Below are 16644 nucleotides of genomic sequence, written 5' to 3' on the forward strand. Positions count from 1 at the left end.
CACAGAAAAAACCTACACTAAATATTATTTATGAAAGAAATTTGGCTTCAAAATTTCATTCGGATACGGTTTATGATAAATGTGAGTGGTAGCTGGAGATAATGGCGGAATAAGCCATACCCAATTACCTGTTACAACACGACCACAAGCAGCTTCTTGCTTCTCAAATTGCTGAAATTGTTGTGCAGCAGTATGGTGATCAACAATACTAACTCCTTGTTTTTTAAAGGAGTGTAGTACGGCAATATTCAACTCAATTAGCGCCTTATCTTTCCATAAGGTACCGTTTCTCGATGTATCTAAATCCATCATCTCCGCAACAGCCGGAAGTAAATTATAACGATCATGATCTGCTAAGTTACGCGCCCCAATTTCTGTTCCCATATACCATCCATTGAACGGAGCGGCTGTATAAGAAATACCGCCAATTTCTAAACGCATATCTGAAATCATTGGAACACCATACCATTTTACTCCAAGTGATGAAATAGGGTATTCTGGGTGTTCAATTGGCACTTCTTTTACTTCTTCTCTCGGAATTTCTTTATATGTAGGCGCCTTCCCGTTTATAGAGAACACAAGTGGCAATACATCGAAATTCGTACCTTCTCCTTGCCAACCAAGCCCCTGACAAAAGTCCGTAAATGTAGCGGAATGAGAATCACCAATCACTCCCGTTTCTGTTTTATATCCTGCATATCGAATCAATTGGTGATTATAAATTCTTATATTATTTTCCTCACCTTGATATTGCTTAAAAATCGTAATGGTTGGTTTAACTTTCCCGTTGTTCGTTGCATATTTAATATGATGAATTAATGCATTATATACACCCTCTTCATCATTTACTTCGCGCGCATCTAATATGTGCATCTTACTCCAAAATAGTCTTCCAATACATCTATTACTGTTACGCCATGCCATTCGTGAACCATGAACAAGTTCTTCAAATGTATGCTCATATGTCCCTGTCTTTTCTATCTCAATTTGAATTTCTTTTATACGTTCTTCTATCAATTGTTCTTTATGAAGCTCCTTATAACAAATCGTAATAAAATTACTTGCTTCCTCTATTAATTGTTTCGTTTTACTCATAAACAATCTCCTTCTATTTCAACAAAACCCTGCTACTTTACAGTATAAGCAAAAAGGATAGGAGTCACAAATGAAAGTGAGAGTGTTACTTTTATTGTAATATTTTTCAGAAAATTAATGGACTTACTATTGACTTATATGGAAAATGGGTGTATTTTTGACTCAGGTAAAGTATTTTTACCTAGACCAACTTTTTAAGTGGAAAGGAGGTAATGTTATGTCTTCATTTCAATTGCCAAAGCTTTCATATGACTATGATGAACTAGAGCCACATATTGATAGCAATACACTTTCCATTCATCATGGAAAGCACCATGCGACATACGTAAACAATTTAAATGCTACTTTAGAAAATTATACTGAATTACATAATAAATCTTTAGAAGAATTGCTATGTAATTTAGATGCTTTACCGAAGGAAATTGTTACAGCTGTACGAAATAACGGTGGTGGTCACTATTGTCATAGTCTTTTTTGGGAAGTGATGAGCCCACGAGGTGGCGGTGAGCCTAATGGAGACGTTGCAAAAGTAATTGATTATTATTTCAATACCTTTGACAACTTAAAAGATCAACTTTCCAAAGCAGCTATTAGTCGTTTTGGAAGTGGCTATGGATGGCTTGTTCTTGACGGTGAGGAACTCTCTGTTATGAGTACACCAAATCAAGATACGCCTTTGCAAGAAGGGAAAATCCCCTTACTCGTAATTGATGTATGGGAACATGCTTATTATTTAAAGTATCAAAATAGGCGCCCAGAGTTTGTTACCAACTGGTGGCATACAGTAAACTGGGACCAAGTAAACGAGAAGTATTTACAAGCAATTCAATCACAAAAACATTAGTCGTACGTATAAGGTAAATTTGGTAATGTAAAATCAGTATTGTCGAAATCCTCCAGAATCCCCCGGATTGCCACCGGGGGATTTATGATTACTTCATTGTATTTATATAATGTTTTAAAACATTTTTCATTTCTAGTTTCAGCTCTCGGAACAAAAATCCGAATTCACGAGCCTTTCCATTATGTAATGTACAGTTAGTTACCTCATTATAAGGAGCTATATTTTCCCCAGCTTTCTGAATGAGTGCTTTTATTCCTGTCTTCTCTTCTATGAAATGAATAATTTCTTCCGTAGAAACTACCCCGTTACTACAGGCGTTAATTGGCCCTTTCACATTTTCCATTCCGCACCAAGCTAGAAACTCTCCTGCCTCTTTTTCATGTATAAATGACAAAGTTCCATCTACATGATCCACAACGATAGGTTTTTGGTTCACAATACATTCAACGTAAAATTGTAACCTTTTCGTATAATCGTTTTCTCCAATAACAACTGGAAAACGAACTGCAACAACTGGGAATGTTGCTTGTTGAAATACAACGGCTTCAGCTAATCTCTTTCCTTCACCATAATTGAAGTCATTCCTATCTCCATACGCGATTGCATAATCGTACGGATTAAAGTCTTCTTCTGATAAGCTTAGGGCAGGTTCATAGACGGCCATTGAAGATGTCATAACATATTTCTTCGTTTTCCCTCGTAACACTTCACATATTATCTTCGCTGCATTCGAGCTATAGCATAAATTATCGTATACAATATCATAACTTTTTCCTTCTAGACGCTTTTCTAGTAGCTTTCCATCTTCTCTATCAATAATTATTCTTTTTACTGCGCTACCAAAAGAATCTTCAGTAACTCCCCTCGTCGCAATCGTTACATCGTGCCCCTCTTGCAAAAGTGCTTCTACTAAATGTTTACCAAAAAATCTTGTTCCCCCTAGCACCAATACTTTTTTCAACTTCATCATCCCCATTTTAGCAAATTGTAAAATACTACCTCTCTATTATAAGTGCCAACATATAAAAAGCATGGAATTCGTTTAACGATTCCATGCTTTTCTACAGAAAATATATTAACGTACTCGATATTTATAAATACAATAACAGAAGTACAAAATAGAAATTACTGATACATAAACCCATAGTTCATATACAAATCCCTCTCCCCACACTCCCATAAAATAAAAGAGTGAAGGTAAAGTCAATGTTACCCATGATTGTATGAAGGCAATCCTTCCAAGATATTGATTAATGTTCTTCTTTTGTGTATTTAATACAAAGAATAAATACCAAAGTAATGCCCACATAAACCACGTTAACGCATTAACAACATCATGGAATTGAACAAATGAAACAACCATATAGAATAAGGCTATAATTGCTACCCAAATACAAAACCATCCTAGACCACTACTATCCATTCCTTTTATAAAAGTAACACCTACATATAAATAAGTTAATCCAAATAAGAAAGTAGCCGCATATGAATACACTGTCCAATTGCTTTGGTCAGAAATCATGATCAAATAAAACGGAATAATAATTTGTAGTGCACCCACAAATAAATTAAAAACACCCGCACTTTTCATCTCTGCTTTCCCTAATATAACAAGACTATTTAAAAATAAAGCTGCCCCTGAAAGTAATAATCCTACATAACCCATATATATTCGTGTGAAAATCTTTACCTTTCACACTTTTAACCTCCCCACACTATAAAGTGATACTTATATTATTTTTCTTCCCATTTAAAACTACATACATAATTTTTCATCCAAATAAGTCAGACCTCCTACCTCAAAAAGGAGCGAACTTAAAACGCTTTCAATAATAAATAATCCTATTAAAACATGAACTAGGATTCCTTGATTATAAACGGACTCTAGCAATGATACAAGTGTTGGAATACTTTTCAATAATACGCTTTCAATTTCTATAAAAAATTAATAAAACAATACATTCCTCTATCTCATTCTACTACCTTCTAGCATAAGATATTGTAAAATCACATCATTTAAAACAGCGAACGTTCTTTTCTAGGTTCGCTAATAAAATTAATAAAAAATGACCTCTTGCTTTTATGCAAAGGTCATTTTTTATATTCATCATTAAACTTCTAAATAGCCATTTTTATTATTTGATTGCCATTTCCAAGAATCTGCACACATTTCTTCTAATCCGCGTGTTGCCTCCCAGCCTAATTCACGCTTTGCTTTCGATGCATCAGCAAAACATACTGCCACATCACCTGGGCGACGCTCTGTAATTTTATAAGGAACTTTCTTACCCGAAACTTTTTCAAACGCTTCAACCATCTCTAGTACACTATAGCCCATACCTGTGCCCAGGTTATAAGCATCTACTCCCGTTGTACTCAGTACTTTCTCAAGCGCCTTTACGTGACCATTTGCTAAGTCCACAACATGGATGTAATCACGGACTCCTGTTCCATCTTTCGTTGGATAGTCATTTCCGAATACGCTTAATTCTTTTAACTTACCTACCGCTACTTGCGTTACATATGGCATTAAGTTATTTGGGATTCCATTTGGATCTTCTCCGATACGCCCACTTTCGTGTGCACCAAATGGATTGAAATAGCGAAGTAACGCGATACTCCATTCTGCATCTGCAAATGCTACATCACGCATAATTTGCTCAATCATTAATTTCGTTTGACCATATGGATTTGTTGCACTTAATGGAAACTCCTCCGTAATCGGTGACGTTTCCGGGATACCATATACAGTTGCAGATGAACTAAAGATTATCTTCTTTACATTATGTTTCTGCATTACTTCACATAGCACTAACGTGCTTGTAATGTTGTTATGATAATATGTTAATGGAATCGCTACTGACTCCCCTACAGCTTTAAATCCTGCAAAGTGAATAACTGCTTCAATTGCATTTTCTTCAAAAATTGCGTCAAGCGCTTCGCGATTTAAAACATCTTCTTTATAAAACTTAAATTGTTTTCCTGTTATTTCTTTCACTCGATTTATAGATTCTACCGAGCTATTCGAAAGGTTATCCACTACTATAACTTCGTAACCGCTATTTAGTAATTCTACACATGTATGACTACCAATATATCCTGCTCCACCTGTTACAAGTATTGCCATAATTATAGTCCTCCATATTTCATTCATTATAAACTTCTCAAAGTATATCACATATTTCTTATCCTATGTTTAACATGCGAACACAGAAACTTACATTTTATCCCATAATAATTTTATAACATATACGATTCTAATCAGTTAATAAAAAAACGCCACATAATTTTTATTATGTGGCGTTTTTTTATTAAATTACATAACAATATACACTTAGAAAATGCGCAAGACTACCTAATAATACAAAAACATGAAAAATTTCATGATGCCCCATATATTTAAACTCTAACCATTTTGGCTTTGTTCCATAAATAAATCCACCAATTGTATAAAAAATGCCCCCAAGTACTAAGAAAATAATGCCTCCTGTACTTAAATTCTCAGCTAACGGTGCAAAGAATAACACAATTAACCAACCCATCGTAATATAAATTGCTGTCGATAACCATCTTGGACAATTAAACCAAAACATTTTAAATACAATGCCACAAATCGCAGTTGCATAGACTAAACAAAATAATAGTAAACCACTTGCTGAATTTAATGTAATTAAGCAAAAGGGTGCATATGTACCTGCAATTAATATAAAAATCATAGAATGATCTAGCTTCCTAAAGAAGTAAATAACACGTTCATTGGCCACAACACTATGATACACAGCTGACGCCGTATAAAGGACCATCATTCCAATACCAAACAAAATAACAGCTGTAATTGCAGCAAATGATGGCATCTTGATAGAAACTTTCACAAGCATAGCTAATAAGGCAATAAATGATAATATCGCTCCACCTAAGTGAGTAAATGCATTAACTGGTTCCCTTACATAAGCATTCATAATAACACCCCTCATATAATTACATGTAGTTTTAATAACTACATGTAATTATATACACATTTCTTTTTAAGGTCAACATTTACAATTCATTTGTTTCGTAATACCATATTTAAAGATATATTAAACATTAAGTTCCACTAAGTTATAAAAGTGAGGGATTCTACGTGGAAAATATAAATGAATTACTTGAGACATTGCATTTAGAAAAAAACATTAAACTTGAGGATATTCCAAATGTTGACTTATATGTAGATCAAGTTGTTCAACTATTTGAGAATACTTATGCAGATACAACGAGAACTGATGATGAAAAAGTATTAACCAAAACGATGATTAATAATTACGCAAAAGGAAAACTATTCATCCCCATCAAAAATAAAAAGTATTCAAAAGAGCATATGATTTTAATTAGCCTAATTTATCAATTAAAGGGAGCTCTCTCCATTAACGACATAAAAAGTTCATTAGAAACTATAAATGACTCCTTATTAAATGATGATTCATTCGAATTAAATACGTTATACAAAAATTATCTTGCTCTTACTGAAAGCAATGTCGAAAGCTTTAAACAAGACGTAAATAACCGTGTTACAGAAGTAAATGAGATTTCTTCCTTAGAAGATACAAAGCTAGAAAAATTTCTACTACTAACATCCTTCGTGACTATGAGTAATATGTATAGACGTTTAGCGGAGCAACTAGTGGATGATTTAAAAGAATCATAAATAAAAAACTATCCACCTATTAAAGTGGATAGTTTTTTATTTACTTAATTGCTTCATGAACTTTTAGTTGTTTCCCTTTAATCGTTGTAGTCTTCATGACTTTCAAGACAAGTGGTCCTTTTCCATTTAATATTTCAACGTAAGAAACATTATCTTGTATCGTAATAATGCCTATATCTTCTGCTGTAACACCTTTAATTTTAGCAATTGTACCGACGAAATCTACCGCCCTAATTTTCTTTTTCTTCCCGCCATTAAAGTACAGCTTCATAATGCCTTTGTTGATGTCTGCATTTTTATCTTTCTTTATAATTGGTTTAGCATGTATCTTTTCTTCAAATGCAGCTTTCTCTTTCATAACTTCTTCTTTTGAAGGTCCAATTGCCTTTGGAATTTCAAATCCAATATACTCCTCAATCTCTTCTAAAAATCTATTTTCATATGGTGTTATAAATGTAATAGCTTTTCCACTATTTCCAGCTCGTCCCGTTCTTCCAGTACGATGTACATAGCTTTCTTTTTCAAGTGGAATATCATAATTAATAACATGTGTAATATTGTCAATATCAATTCCTCTCGCAGCTACATCTGTTGCTACTAAATAACGGAATTTTCCTTTTCTAAAATCATCCATGACTTCAAAACGATCTTCTTGTACCATACCACCATGTATTTTGTCACAAGGATAGTTAGCTCGTTTTAATTGTCTATATACATGATCTACATTTTCTTGTGTACGGCAGAAAATAATACAGCTATCAGGATTCTCAATCGTTGTTACATCTTTAAGTAGTGAAAGCTTCTCGTCTTCTATCACCTCAAAAAGAGTATGTTCAATTTTATCCGTCGTAATCCCAGCCGCTTTAATTTCAATATGAGTTGGTGAATTCATATATGTACGAGACAATTTCTCAACATCTTCTGGAAGTGTTGCTGAAAATAACATTGTCATTCTTTTTGTAGGTAATTCATCAATAATTGCCTCTACTTGATCGATAAAGCCCATATTTAGCATCTCATCTGCTTCATCAATAACTAAATACTTCAAACACTCTAAAGAAAGGGTACCCTTCTCAATATGATCCAACACACGACCAGGAGTCCCAACTACAATATGTGTCTTTTGCTTTAATTCTAATTTTTGACGTGCAAATGGAGATTTCCCATAAACTGCCGCAGCCTTAATCCTTTTGAATCGACCTATATTTGTAATATCTTCTTTTACCTGTACCGCAAGCTCTCTCGTTGGTGTTAAAACTAATGCTTGTGGTTTATTCTCTTCCCACTCCACCATTTCACAAAGTGGAATACCAAATGAAGCTGTTTTTCCACTTCCAGTCTGGGATTTCACAACAAGATCCTTCTTTTGTAATGCAACTGGAATAACCTCACCTTGTACTTCCGTTGGATGATCATACCCTAACCCAGTAAGTGCCCTTACAATTTCCTTACTTAATTTATAATCAGAAAAACTTTTTTTACTCATATATTAACCTCATTTTATTCTGTATTATTTTCTTTTTTATCTTTTGTATACGTTACTATCACCCTACTTATTATACTTGAAACCTCACATAAAAGGTGAATCATACCAGATTCATCTTTTTATAGTATCCTACATCCACTCAAAAAAACAAAAAGAATACATACACCCTTGTATAATTATCTTAATTTTTCAACCCTTCCCATAAACGAACAATAAAAACAAAAAAACGTTTTAAATTCGTTTTTAACGTTTTTTTTCAGATGTAAAATCTACTTTTTTAAAAAATGTTAAGAAATCCTTTGACTTCTTAATAAAAATAATGTAAATTATCCTATGGACGAACATTTTTGATTAATAAAAATAAAATATTCGTATTTTAGGGGTGTAAATGATGGAAAACGTATTTGACTATGAAGATATTCAATTAATTCCTGCAAAATGTATTGTAAATAGCCGCTCTGAATGTGATACAACTGTCACTTTAGGAAAACATAAATTTAAATTACCTGTCGTGCCTGCAAATATGCAAACGATTATTGATGAAAGAATTGCAACTTATTTAGCTGAGAACAACTACTTTTATATCATGCATCGTTTCCAACCAGAGAAACGAATCTCATTCATTAGAGATATGCAATCACGTGGATTAATCGCTTCTATCAGCGTTGGTGTAAAAGAGGACGAATATGAATTCGTACAACAATTAGCTGCTGAGCAACTTACACCTGAATATATCACGATTGATATCGCACACGGTCATTCTAATGCTGTGATCAACATGATTCAACATATTAAAAAACATTTACCAGAGAGCTTCGTTATCGCTGGAAACGTTGGAACTCCAGAAGCGGTAAGAGAATTAGAAAATGCTGGTGCCGATGCAACAAAAGTTGGTATTGGACCTGGTAAAGTTTGTATTACTAAAATTAAAACAGGCTTCGGAACTGGTGGTTGGCAGCTAGCTGCACTTCGCTGGTGTGCAAAAGCTGCAAGTAAGCCAATTATCGCTGATGGTGGTATTCGTACACACGGCGACGTAGCTAAATCTATTCGATTTGGGGCAACTATGGTCATGATCGGTTCTCTATTCGCTGGTCACGAAGAGTCTCCAGGGGAAACAATTGAAAGAGATGGCAAACTTTATAAAGAATACTTCGGTTCTGCTTCTGAATTCCAAAAGGGTGAGAAGAAAAACGTTGAAGGTAAGAAAATGTTCGTTGAGCATAAAGGTTCTTTAGAAGATACGTTAATCGAAATGGAACAAGATCTTCAATCTTCTATCTCTTACGCTGGCGGAACAAAATTAGACGCTATTCGTACTGTAGATTATGTTGTCGTGAAAAACTCGATTTTCAATGGTGACAAAGTATATTAATTCTTAAATTAACTCGAAGGACAAGCATTTTCATGCTTGTCCTTCTTTTTTGTATATAAAAATATAAAATATTTTAATTTAACTGAATTTTCTAGTATCATGTGTTTAGATAGTCTTAATAAGGAGGAGATACGACTTGAAAAATGTAATGGAAAATCGCCTTAATCGCGCAGAGGTACCTGCTGAACTAACATGGGATTTATCCGATTTGTATAATTCTGATGCCGAATGGCATGCTGCATTAAACGCATTGGAAAATGATATACAGAAACTTGATTCATTTAAAGGGCATTTACATACTAGCTCCCACACTTTATTAAATTGCCTACTTTTAGAAGAAGAGCTTTTAATGACGTTAACAAAACTATACTCATATGCAAATTTAAAAGAATCTACTGATCGTACAAATCCAAGTATTCAAGCGAACTCTTCCAAAATTTCTGCTTTATGGACGAAAGTACATACTGCACTATCCTTTATTCATAATGAAATCCTCTCATTCGACGAAGGAACAATTGAAAAATATTTAACTGAAGAAACAAAACTCGAACCTTTCCGTAAATCGTTACTAGAAATACTACAAAAAAGACAGCACACACTCTCTCCTGAAACAGAAGAAGCACTTGCTGCACTTGGCGAAGTTCATAGTTCTCCATACAAAATTTACGGCATGACTAAATTGGCCGATATGGATTTCACTTCTATACAAGACGAACAAGGAAACGAACTTCCTGTTTCATTCTCATTAGTTGAAAGCAAATATGAATTTTCTCCAAGCACATATATACGTCGAAAAGCATATTCATCATTTGTTTCCACACTAAAACGATATAAAAATACAATTGCCACAACATATGCTACTGAAGTAAAAAAACAAGTAACACTTTCTCGTTTACGTAAATATGAATCCGTTACCCATATGCTATTAGAACCACAAAAGGTTCCACTTGAAATGTATAACAACCAACTTGATATTATTTATAAAGAACTAGCACCTCATATGCGCCGTTTTGCAGATTTAAAAAGGAAAGTATTAGGACTCGATCAAATGCTTTTCTGTGACTTACATGCACCTTTAGATCCCGAATTTAATCCGTCGATTACTTATGAAGACGCAGGCACGCTCATTCAAGATTCTTTAAAAATATTAGGCGATGAATATAGTTCCATAATCGAAAAAGGATTCAAAGAAAGATGGGTAGATCTTGCAGATAACGTAGGTAAATCAACAGGAGCATTTTGCTCAAGTCCATACGGCTCTCATCCCTATATTTTAATTACATGGCAAAATACGATGCGCGGATGCTTTACATTAGCACATGAATTTGGACATGCTGGTCATTTTTATTTAGCAAATAAAAATCAACGTATTATGAACGTACGCCCATCTATGTACTTTGTTGAAGCACCATCAACTATGAATGAATTACTATTAGCTCAGCATTTACTAGCGACTACTGACGATAAGAGAATGCGCAGATGGGTTATTCTGCAACTACTTGGCACATATTATCACAACTTTGTTACTCACTTACTTGAGGGTGAATATCAACGTAGAGTATATGCTCTAGCAGAAGAAGGACAGGCCCTTACAGCTACAACTTTAACTGAAATCAAAACGAATGTCCTATCGACATTCTGGGGAGATTCTGTAGAAATCGATGAAGGTGCAGGCTTAACTTGGATGCGTCAACCTCATTATTATATGGGGCTATATTCTTATACATATTCCGCAGGCCTCACTGCATCCACTGCAGTAGCTCAAATGATTAAAGAGGAAAGACAACCTGCTATTGATCGCTGGTTAGATGTGCTTCGTGCTGGTGGTACAATGAAACCACTTGAACTAATGAAACATGCCGGAGTAGATATGTCAAAACCAGATGCAATCCGTAAAGCTGTTTCTTACGTTGGTTCATTAATTGATGAATTAGAGCATTCTTATCAAGAATAAAAAAATAAGCCCTCGCTTTAATGAGGGCTTATTTCATATTTACTTCCCAAACCGTTTGCGATATCCACATTTCCTGCAAAGTTCTTCAACCGCAACTCTTTTCGAAAATCCATCGACAATGTTTGTTGCTCTTTCACCTTCAATAATGTTAGAAAATGAATCATTATTAATATTCCCAAGGTTAATAATCCCTTCACCATCTAAACAACAAGGAATAACTGTTCCATTCGCTAAAATACCCGCTTGATTACGAAGTCCATGACAGAATCCTTTCCCATCATCCTCTTCCTCATGTAATGCTGGCCACTGGAATTCATAGTCTTGATTAATAAAGACACGTTCTGCAATTTTTATACCTTTTCCTGGTGTAAGCTTCTCTTCAATTTGATAAGATAGATCAAATTCATTTTCAATTATAGATAATAACTCTCTATTTTTCTGGATTTCAGCATTTGTTTTATTATCCTGAGTTAAATTCCATAACCTTAACGATACAATTAAATCTGATTGACTTGTCGCTTCCCTAATGAAGGAAAGTATACTCCTTACATAGCCCTCTTTATCTTGCGAACCTGGATGTCCATCAAAACTATGCAGTGAAAAATTCATTTGTCTTAACGCAGGCTTATTTAACAGCCTATGTCTTCTCTTATTAATTAACGTTCCGTTCGTTGTAATATTAACTTTAAACCCTTTTTCATGACTTAAGTCTAATAGTTGATCTATTTTCGGATGGAGCAACGGCTCACCCTTCACGTGCAAATAAATGTAGTCTGTGTGAGGTTTAATTTGGTCTAATCTTTTAGCAAAATCCTCCACAGAAATGAATTGCTTCTGCCTTTCCGTCGGCGGACAAAAGCTACACGCAAGATTACATACACTCGTAATCTCCAAGTAAAACTTCTTAAACTTCTTCACCTTTAATTCCTCACTTCTCTAACTACTTATACTTTTTCCTCTTCATATTACAGCATATTTTTATGGAAATAGAAACATACTTATTTTAGGAAATCTATATAACACCTATTAATGTGAAAAAGACCATCGGTAATTTTTGTCCAATGGTCTTTTTATCTTTTTATATACAAAGAATAAATTTATTTATGATACGGTTCATCGTAACTATTCTAAATAAGGTTATTTTTTATTATTTTTATAATTAAATTTAACAAAAAAGGTAGTGCCTTCCGATCCTGTTTGAATTTCTATTTTTGCATTATGGCGGGCAGCAATGGCATAACATACACCTAACCCCAATCCAGTTCCATTATCTTTGGTCGTGTAAAACGGCGTACCCAGTTTCTCTAATACTTCAGGCCTGATACCTTTTCCTTGATCCCGCACTGCAAGCACCACACAATTTTGACCTTCCTTGTAAGTGCTAATGGTTAGAACTTTCCCTGTATTCATCGCTTCTAAGCCATTACGATATAGATTCATTAATAATTGCCGTATCTCATTACGATTTAAAAGTAATTCTGGAATGTCATTTGTATCGACTTGAATATATTTATTTTGATTGTACGTATCAATCTTTATTAAAGGAATAATATCGCGGATAATTGAATTTAAATCTAACATCTGCAAATCCAATTTCCTTGTATTACCCATTGAGAGAAATTCAGTAATAATAGAATTGGCACGGTTAAGTTCTTCAATCATTAAATGAAAGTACTTATTATGTTTCTCATAGGTATTCTCTTCTTTTAATAACTGTAAAAATCCTAGTACTGTTGTCATTGGATTTCTAATTTCATGGCTGATACCTGCTGCCATTTGCCCTATTAAATCTATATTGGATAATCTTTTCAATTCCTGTTCATATTTCTTTTTTTCCGTTATGTTTTTAAAAATACAACAAATACCATCATCATATGGGTATGCAATAACTTCGTGCCAATATTCATCTGCAGTAGAAAGAAATTCGAAATGAACTGTAGTTCGCTCTGACATCGCACGATGAAATTCCTTATACATAACTGTGTCAATTTCACTCGGGAAAACATTCCATATATTCTTTCCTAATACATCTTTTGCTGTTTTTCTTTGCGGAAAATATTGGTGCTTATTTACGTACGTAAATTCCCATTTATTATTTAAAATAAAAAATCCATCCGTAATACATTCAATCACACTTGTAACTTTTTCATTAGCAGCAGCTAACTCTCTCGTTCGCTCTTCCACTATGCTCTCTAGTTGATCCATATACAACAAATTCGAAAACGTAGGGGCTGTGGCATCAACGATAGATTTTGCTAGTTGCAGTTGGGAATCATCATAATTGTGAGCTTTTCCTTCTTTGCCAACGACGATTACCCCTAATACTTCTCCCATTGAAACCAATGGAATCATCAATAGACCCTTACTATCTATATTTTTTGTTTGAATAACCTCTTGGATCTTGGCTTCATAGCTTTTCTCTGTCCAATCCGCTTCTGTCCAATGACAGTCCTTACTTAATTTCGTTGTTTTAATTGTTGTTTTATCTAGCGGATCTAGAAGATGAGCAGTCATATTTTTACTCTCTAAAATCTGTTCTAGGTAAAAAAAGCATTTATCAAAACTCTCCTGTATCGAGGAACACATCGATAAATCACGTGTAACATTTAGTAACAGTTGTTTCTCAGCAATAAGGTTTTCCTTTTGTTTTAAATTATTTGCGTTTTGAATTGCAACCGCAGCCATATTTACATAAGCTTCAACACTTTGAATTTCTGAATCTGTTAAGTTCATCGGAATTCCATAATCAAATAAAAAAACTAGACCAAATAACTCTTGCCCAAATGAGATAGGCAGAGCTAATAAGGACTTAATTTTGAATGTATTAACCGGTCTCGGATCTGGTCGATGATCCTTTGAGGTATCAGGAATATAGATGGTTCTTTTCGTTTCAATAACTTCTTTTGCCAGTAAGTCTATTTCAGGATCAATTACTTGAGTATCGAGCGTTACACCATTTATAGTCTCTGGTTTTCCTGCAAACCCTCTAAATGTTCCATCTTCCTGGGGTAAATAAATTCCAACAGCGTCGCACCTAACAATCTCCTCTGATATCGCCATTGTCACACGCTGCAATACGTCACGTAGTTCTAATTTCGTATTTATTATTTTTGTTATATTCGCGAGCCTAGAATATCTCGTCTGATCACTTACCATTCACATAGCCTCCAGTTATAGGCATAATAAAATAAATATGATAATATCAGTGTTTTATATAGAATACATTACTTATGATACGGTTCCCCACGATTAATCCGAAACGCTCTATACACTTGCTCAAGCAACACTAATCGCATTAATTGGTGTGGTAACGTCATCTTTGAAAAAGAAAGTGATTCGTTTGAACGCTTCATCACTTCTGAGCTTAGTCCAAGTGATCCACCAATTACAAATGCGACTTTACTCTTTCCGTATGTAGCAAGGCGATCTAGACTTATCGCGAATTCTTCTGATGACTTTTGCTTTCCTTCTATAGCTAATGCAATCACATGCGTGTCATCAGAAATTTTATCCAGTATACGTATACCTTCTTTTTCCTTTACAATTAACATTTCTGCTTCACTTAAATTTTCTGGCGCCTTTTCATCAGGCAATTCAATTACTTCTACTTTTGCGTATGCAGATAATCGTTTTAAGTATTCTGCTATACCTTGTTTCAAATATTTTTCTTTTAATTTCCCAATTGAAATAATCGAGATATTCACACGTATCCTCCACCTTACAAACATGTTATCCACAAAACTTATCCACATATCCACAAATACTACCCACATATTGTGTGAGAATCTGTGTTCGATACAACATATGTCGCCTCATTTTGACAAAATTCACATGTTTTTTTCTCTTTTTCCGAGTTATCCACATTGTTGATAACTGGCGCAACTTCACACTCATCCACAATAATATCTAACGCTAATTCAACATGCTCTAAACAACAAGGTAAATTCATTTTCTTCACCTCACTTTTCTACAATAGAAAACAGGAGGTAGGCCCTCCTGTTTTTAATACTTTTGAATGCCTAATTTCACTGTTGTTGTTACTCTTTTTGTGCCACGATAAAACGTAAGAGTCATTTTATCATTAATTTCCTTATCATATAAGGCCGTACGGAATCCAATAATATCGCGAATCGGTTTTCCATCTACCGCCACAATAACATCATGTTCTCTTAAACCAGCATCCGCACCTGGCGAAGGACTTTTCACATCCAAAATACAAACTCCCTCTGTTACAGTACCTGGTAAATGTAATGTTTTTGACCAATAATAGTTTGGAATTTCATTTAATGACCTAAGTTCAATCCCAACATATGGTCTTCTTACTTTTCCATACTTCTCAAGTTCATTCATAATCGGAACAGCTCTAGTCACCGGAATAGCAAGGCCGATTCCTTCTACTTCTTTTGCAGCAATTTTCATTGAATTAATACCAATTAATTGTCCTGCTGCATTTACAAGCGCACCGCCACTATTCCCCGGATTAATCGCTGCATCTGTTTGTAACACTTCTACTTGCCAATCATAATGTCCATCTTGATCTAAATCTACAGGGACAATACGTTCATTAGCTGAAATAATACCTTGTGTAACTGTTCCAGAAAATTGCAGTCCAAGTGGGTTTCCAATCGCAATAACTGGCTCTCCTCTGCGAACAGTATTAGAATCGCCAATTTCAATTATTTTTTTCACATGCTTTGCATCTATTTCTAATACAGCTAAGTCTGTGACTACATCGGTTCCTAATACTTTTCCAGGAACCTTCTTACCGTCACTTAGACTTACTTCAATACGATTCGCTCCAGCTACAACATGATTATTCGTTACAATATAAGCTTGACCATCTGTCTTTTTATAAATTACTCCTGATCCTGTACCGGCCTCTGAATCTGCCTCTGAAAAGTTATCTCGTTGAATGTTAATAACACCCACAACAGCTTCAGATGCACGATCAACAGCATCTACAAAGCTAATCTGTTTAATCCCTTGAGCTTCGGCCATATTACTTCCGCTTGCTTCAGCTTGCGGAAGCGTATCAGCAGAATTTGAAAATAAAGGCGCTCCAAACGCGAATAAAGAAGCTCCTACAATTGTTCCCGCTATACTAGAAAGAACTATACCTTTGTGCTTCTTTTTTCCTGCACGTTTCATACGATAATTTTCTTCATCAATAAAGGACATATTTGTTCACCTATCTTCCTGAAAACAA

General features: G+C 34.6%; 15 protein-coding genes. 4 read left to right on the forward strand and 11 right to left on the reverse strand.

Annotated features, from left to right (window positions below):
- Positions 1–24: 24 nt before the first annotated feature.
- Positions 25–1095 carry a nitric oxide synthase oxygenase gene (locus DN399_RS26850; RefSeq protein WP_049106901.1) on the reverse strand — a complete coding sequence of 357 codons (1071 nt, stop codon included), beginning with the start codon at positions 1093–1095 and terminating at the stop codon, positions 25–27.
- Between the two features lie 217 nt (positions 1096–1312).
- On the opposite strand from DN399_RS26850, the gene sodA reads away from it, so the two are divergent.
- Complete coding sequence (sodA, locus tag DN399_RS26860; protein ID WP_000094037.1) at positions 1313–1939, forward strand: superoxide dismutase [Mn]; 627 nt, start codon at positions 1313–1315, stop codon at positions 1937–1939.
- 88 nt (positions 1940–2027) lie between these two features.
- Here sodA and DN399_RS26865 read toward each other — a convergent pair whose 3' ends face one another.
- The 4 genes from DN399_RS26865 to trhA form a co-directional block, all read right to left on the reverse strand.
- Complete coding sequence (locus DN399_RS26865; protein ID WP_002025132.1) at positions 2028–2915, reverse strand: NAD-dependent epimerase/dehydratase family protein; 888 nt, start codon at positions 2913–2915, stop codon at positions 2028–2030.
- A 99-nt stretch (positions 2916–3014) separates the two neighbouring features.
- Positions 3015–3605, reverse strand: coding sequence for an AmiS/UreI family transporter (locus DN399_RS26870; protein ID WP_049106905.1), 591 nt, complete (start codon positions 3603–3605; stop codon positions 3015–3017).
- A 444-nt stretch (positions 3606–4049) separates the two neighbouring features.
- Positions 4050–5066 (reverse strand): UDP-glucose 4-epimerase GalE, encoded by a 1017-nt coding sequence (gene galE, locus DN399_RS26880; RefSeq protein WP_000996540.1) that lies wholly within the window; start codon positions 5064–5066, stop codon positions 4050–4052.
- Between the two features lie 184 nt (positions 5067–5250).
- Positions 5251–5898 carry a PAQR family membrane homeostasis protein TrhA gene (gene trhA, locus DN399_RS26885; RefSeq protein WP_000995363.1) on the reverse strand — a complete coding sequence of 216 codons (648 nt, stop codon included), beginning with the start codon at positions 5896–5898 and terminating at the stop codon, positions 5251–5253.
- Positions 5899–6062: 164 nt separating this feature from the next.
- On the opposite strand from trhA, the gene DN399_RS26890 reads away from it, so the two are divergent.
- Positions 6063–6623, forward strand: a complete 561-nt coding sequence (locus DN399_RS26890) for a DUF1836 domain-containing protein (RefSeq protein ID WP_000427879.1) — start codon at positions 6063–6065, stop codon at positions 6621–6623.
- Between the two features lie 40 nt (positions 6624–6663).
- Here DN399_RS26890 and dbpA read toward each other — a convergent pair whose 3' ends face one another.
- Positions 6664–8109: an ATP-dependent RNA helicase DbpA gene (gene dbpA, locus DN399_RS26895; RefSeq protein ID WP_000039350.1), complete on the reverse strand. Its 1446-nt coding sequence runs from the start codon at positions 8107–8109 to the stop codon at positions 6664–6666.
- Positions 8110–8500: 391 nt separating this feature from the next.
- Between dbpA and guaC the strand changes: the two genes are divergently transcribed.
- Both guaC and pepF read left to right on the forward strand, forming a co-directional pair.
- Positions 8501–9484 (forward strand): GMP reductase, encoded by a 984-nt coding sequence (gene guaC, locus DN399_RS26900; protein ID WP_000432447.1) that lies wholly within the window; start codon positions 8501–8503, stop codon positions 9482–9484.
- A 136-nt stretch (positions 9485–9620) separates the two neighbouring features.
- Entirely contained in the window at positions 9621–11438 is a 1818-nt protein-coding gene (gene pepF / locus DN399_RS26905) for an oligoendopeptidase F (protein ID WP_000800228.1), read from the forward strand.
- A gap of 39 nt (positions 11439–11477) precedes the next feature.
- Here the strand turns inward: pepF and DN399_RS26910 are convergent, their stop codons facing one another.
- The 5 genes from DN399_RS26910 to DN399_RS26930 all read right to left on the reverse strand — a co-directional run bounded on the left by DN399_RS26910 (position 11478) and on the right by DN399_RS26930 (position 16616).
- Positions 11478–12356, reverse strand: coding sequence for a radical SAM/SPASM domain-containing protein (locus DN399_RS26910; protein ID WP_000713633.1), 879 nt, complete (start codon positions 12354–12356; stop codon positions 11478–11480).
- Positions 12357–12575: 219 nt separating this feature from the next.
- Positions 12576–14594, reverse strand: a complete 2019-nt coding sequence (locus DN399_RS26915; protein WP_049107367.1) for a GAF domain-containing sensor histidine kinase — start codon at positions 14592–14594, stop codon at positions 12576–12578.
- A gap of 68 nt (positions 14595–14662) precedes the next feature.
- Positions 14663–15142: a 23S rRNA (pseudouridine(1915)-N(3))-methyltransferase RlmH gene (gene rlmH / locus DN399_RS26920; RefSeq protein WP_001027000.1), complete on the reverse strand. Its 480-nt coding sequence runs from the start codon at positions 15140–15142 to the stop codon at positions 14663–14665.
- A 59-nt stretch (positions 15143–15201) separates the two neighbouring features.
- A complete protein-coding gene (locus DN399_RS26925; RefSeq protein WP_001052827.1) occupies positions 15202–15387 on the reverse strand; it encodes a CxxH/CxxC protein in 186 nt (61 codons plus the stop codon).
- Positions 15388–15440: 53 nt separating this feature from the next.
- Positions 15441–16616, reverse strand: coding sequence for a S1C family serine protease (locus DN399_RS26930; protein WP_000008031.1), 1176 nt, complete (start codon positions 16614–16616; stop codon positions 15441–15443).
- Positions 16617–16644 lie beyond the last annotated feature (28 nt).

Source organism: Bacillus sp. AR4-2 (assembly GCF_008274865.1).
Classification (GTDB): Bacteria; Bacillota; Bacilli; order Bacillales; family Bacillaceae_G; genus Bacillus_A; species Bacillus_A cereus.

Coding starts and splice junctions, on each gene's coding strand:
- DN399_RS26850 (WP_049106901.1), bottom strand. CDS start 1,095: ATGAGTAAAACGAAACAATTAATAGAGGAAGCAAGTAATTTTATTACG.
- sodA (WP_000094037.1), top strand. CDS start 1,313: ATGTCTTCATTTCAATTGCCAAAGCTTTCATATGACTATGATGAACTA.
- DN399_RS26865 (WP_002025132.1), bottom strand. CDS start 2,915: ATGGGGATGATGAAGTTGAAAAAAGTATTGGTGCTAGGGGGAACAAGA.
- DN399_RS26870 (WP_049106905.1), bottom strand. CDS start 3,605: ATGGGTTATGTAGGATTATTACTTTCAGGGGCAGCTTTATTTTTAAAT.
- galE (WP_000996540.1), bottom strand. CDS start 5,066: ATGGCAATACTTGTAACAGGTGGAGCAGGATATATTGGTAGTCATACA.
- trhA (WP_000995363.1), bottom strand. CDS start 5,898: ATGAATGCTTATGTAAGGGAACCAGTTAATGCATTTACTCACTTAGGT.
- dbpA (WP_000039350.1), bottom strand. CDS start 8,109: ATGAGTAAAAAAAGTTTTTCTGATTATAAATTAAGTAAGGAAATTGTA.
- guaC (WP_000432447.1), top strand. CDS start 8,501: ATGGAAAACGTATTTGACTATGAAGATATTCAATTAATTCCTGCAAAA.
- DN399_RS26915 (WP_049107367.1), bottom strand. CDS start 14,594: ATGGTAAGTGATCAGACGAGATATTCTAGGCTCGCGAATATAACAAAA.
- DN399_RS26925 (WP_001052827.1), bottom strand. CDS start 15,387: ATGAATTTACCTTGTTGTTTAGAGCATGTTGAATTAGCGTTAGATATT.
- DN399_RS26930 (WP_000008031.1), bottom strand. CDS start 16,616: ATGTCCTTTATTGATGAAGAAAATTATCGTATGAAACGTGCAGGAAAA.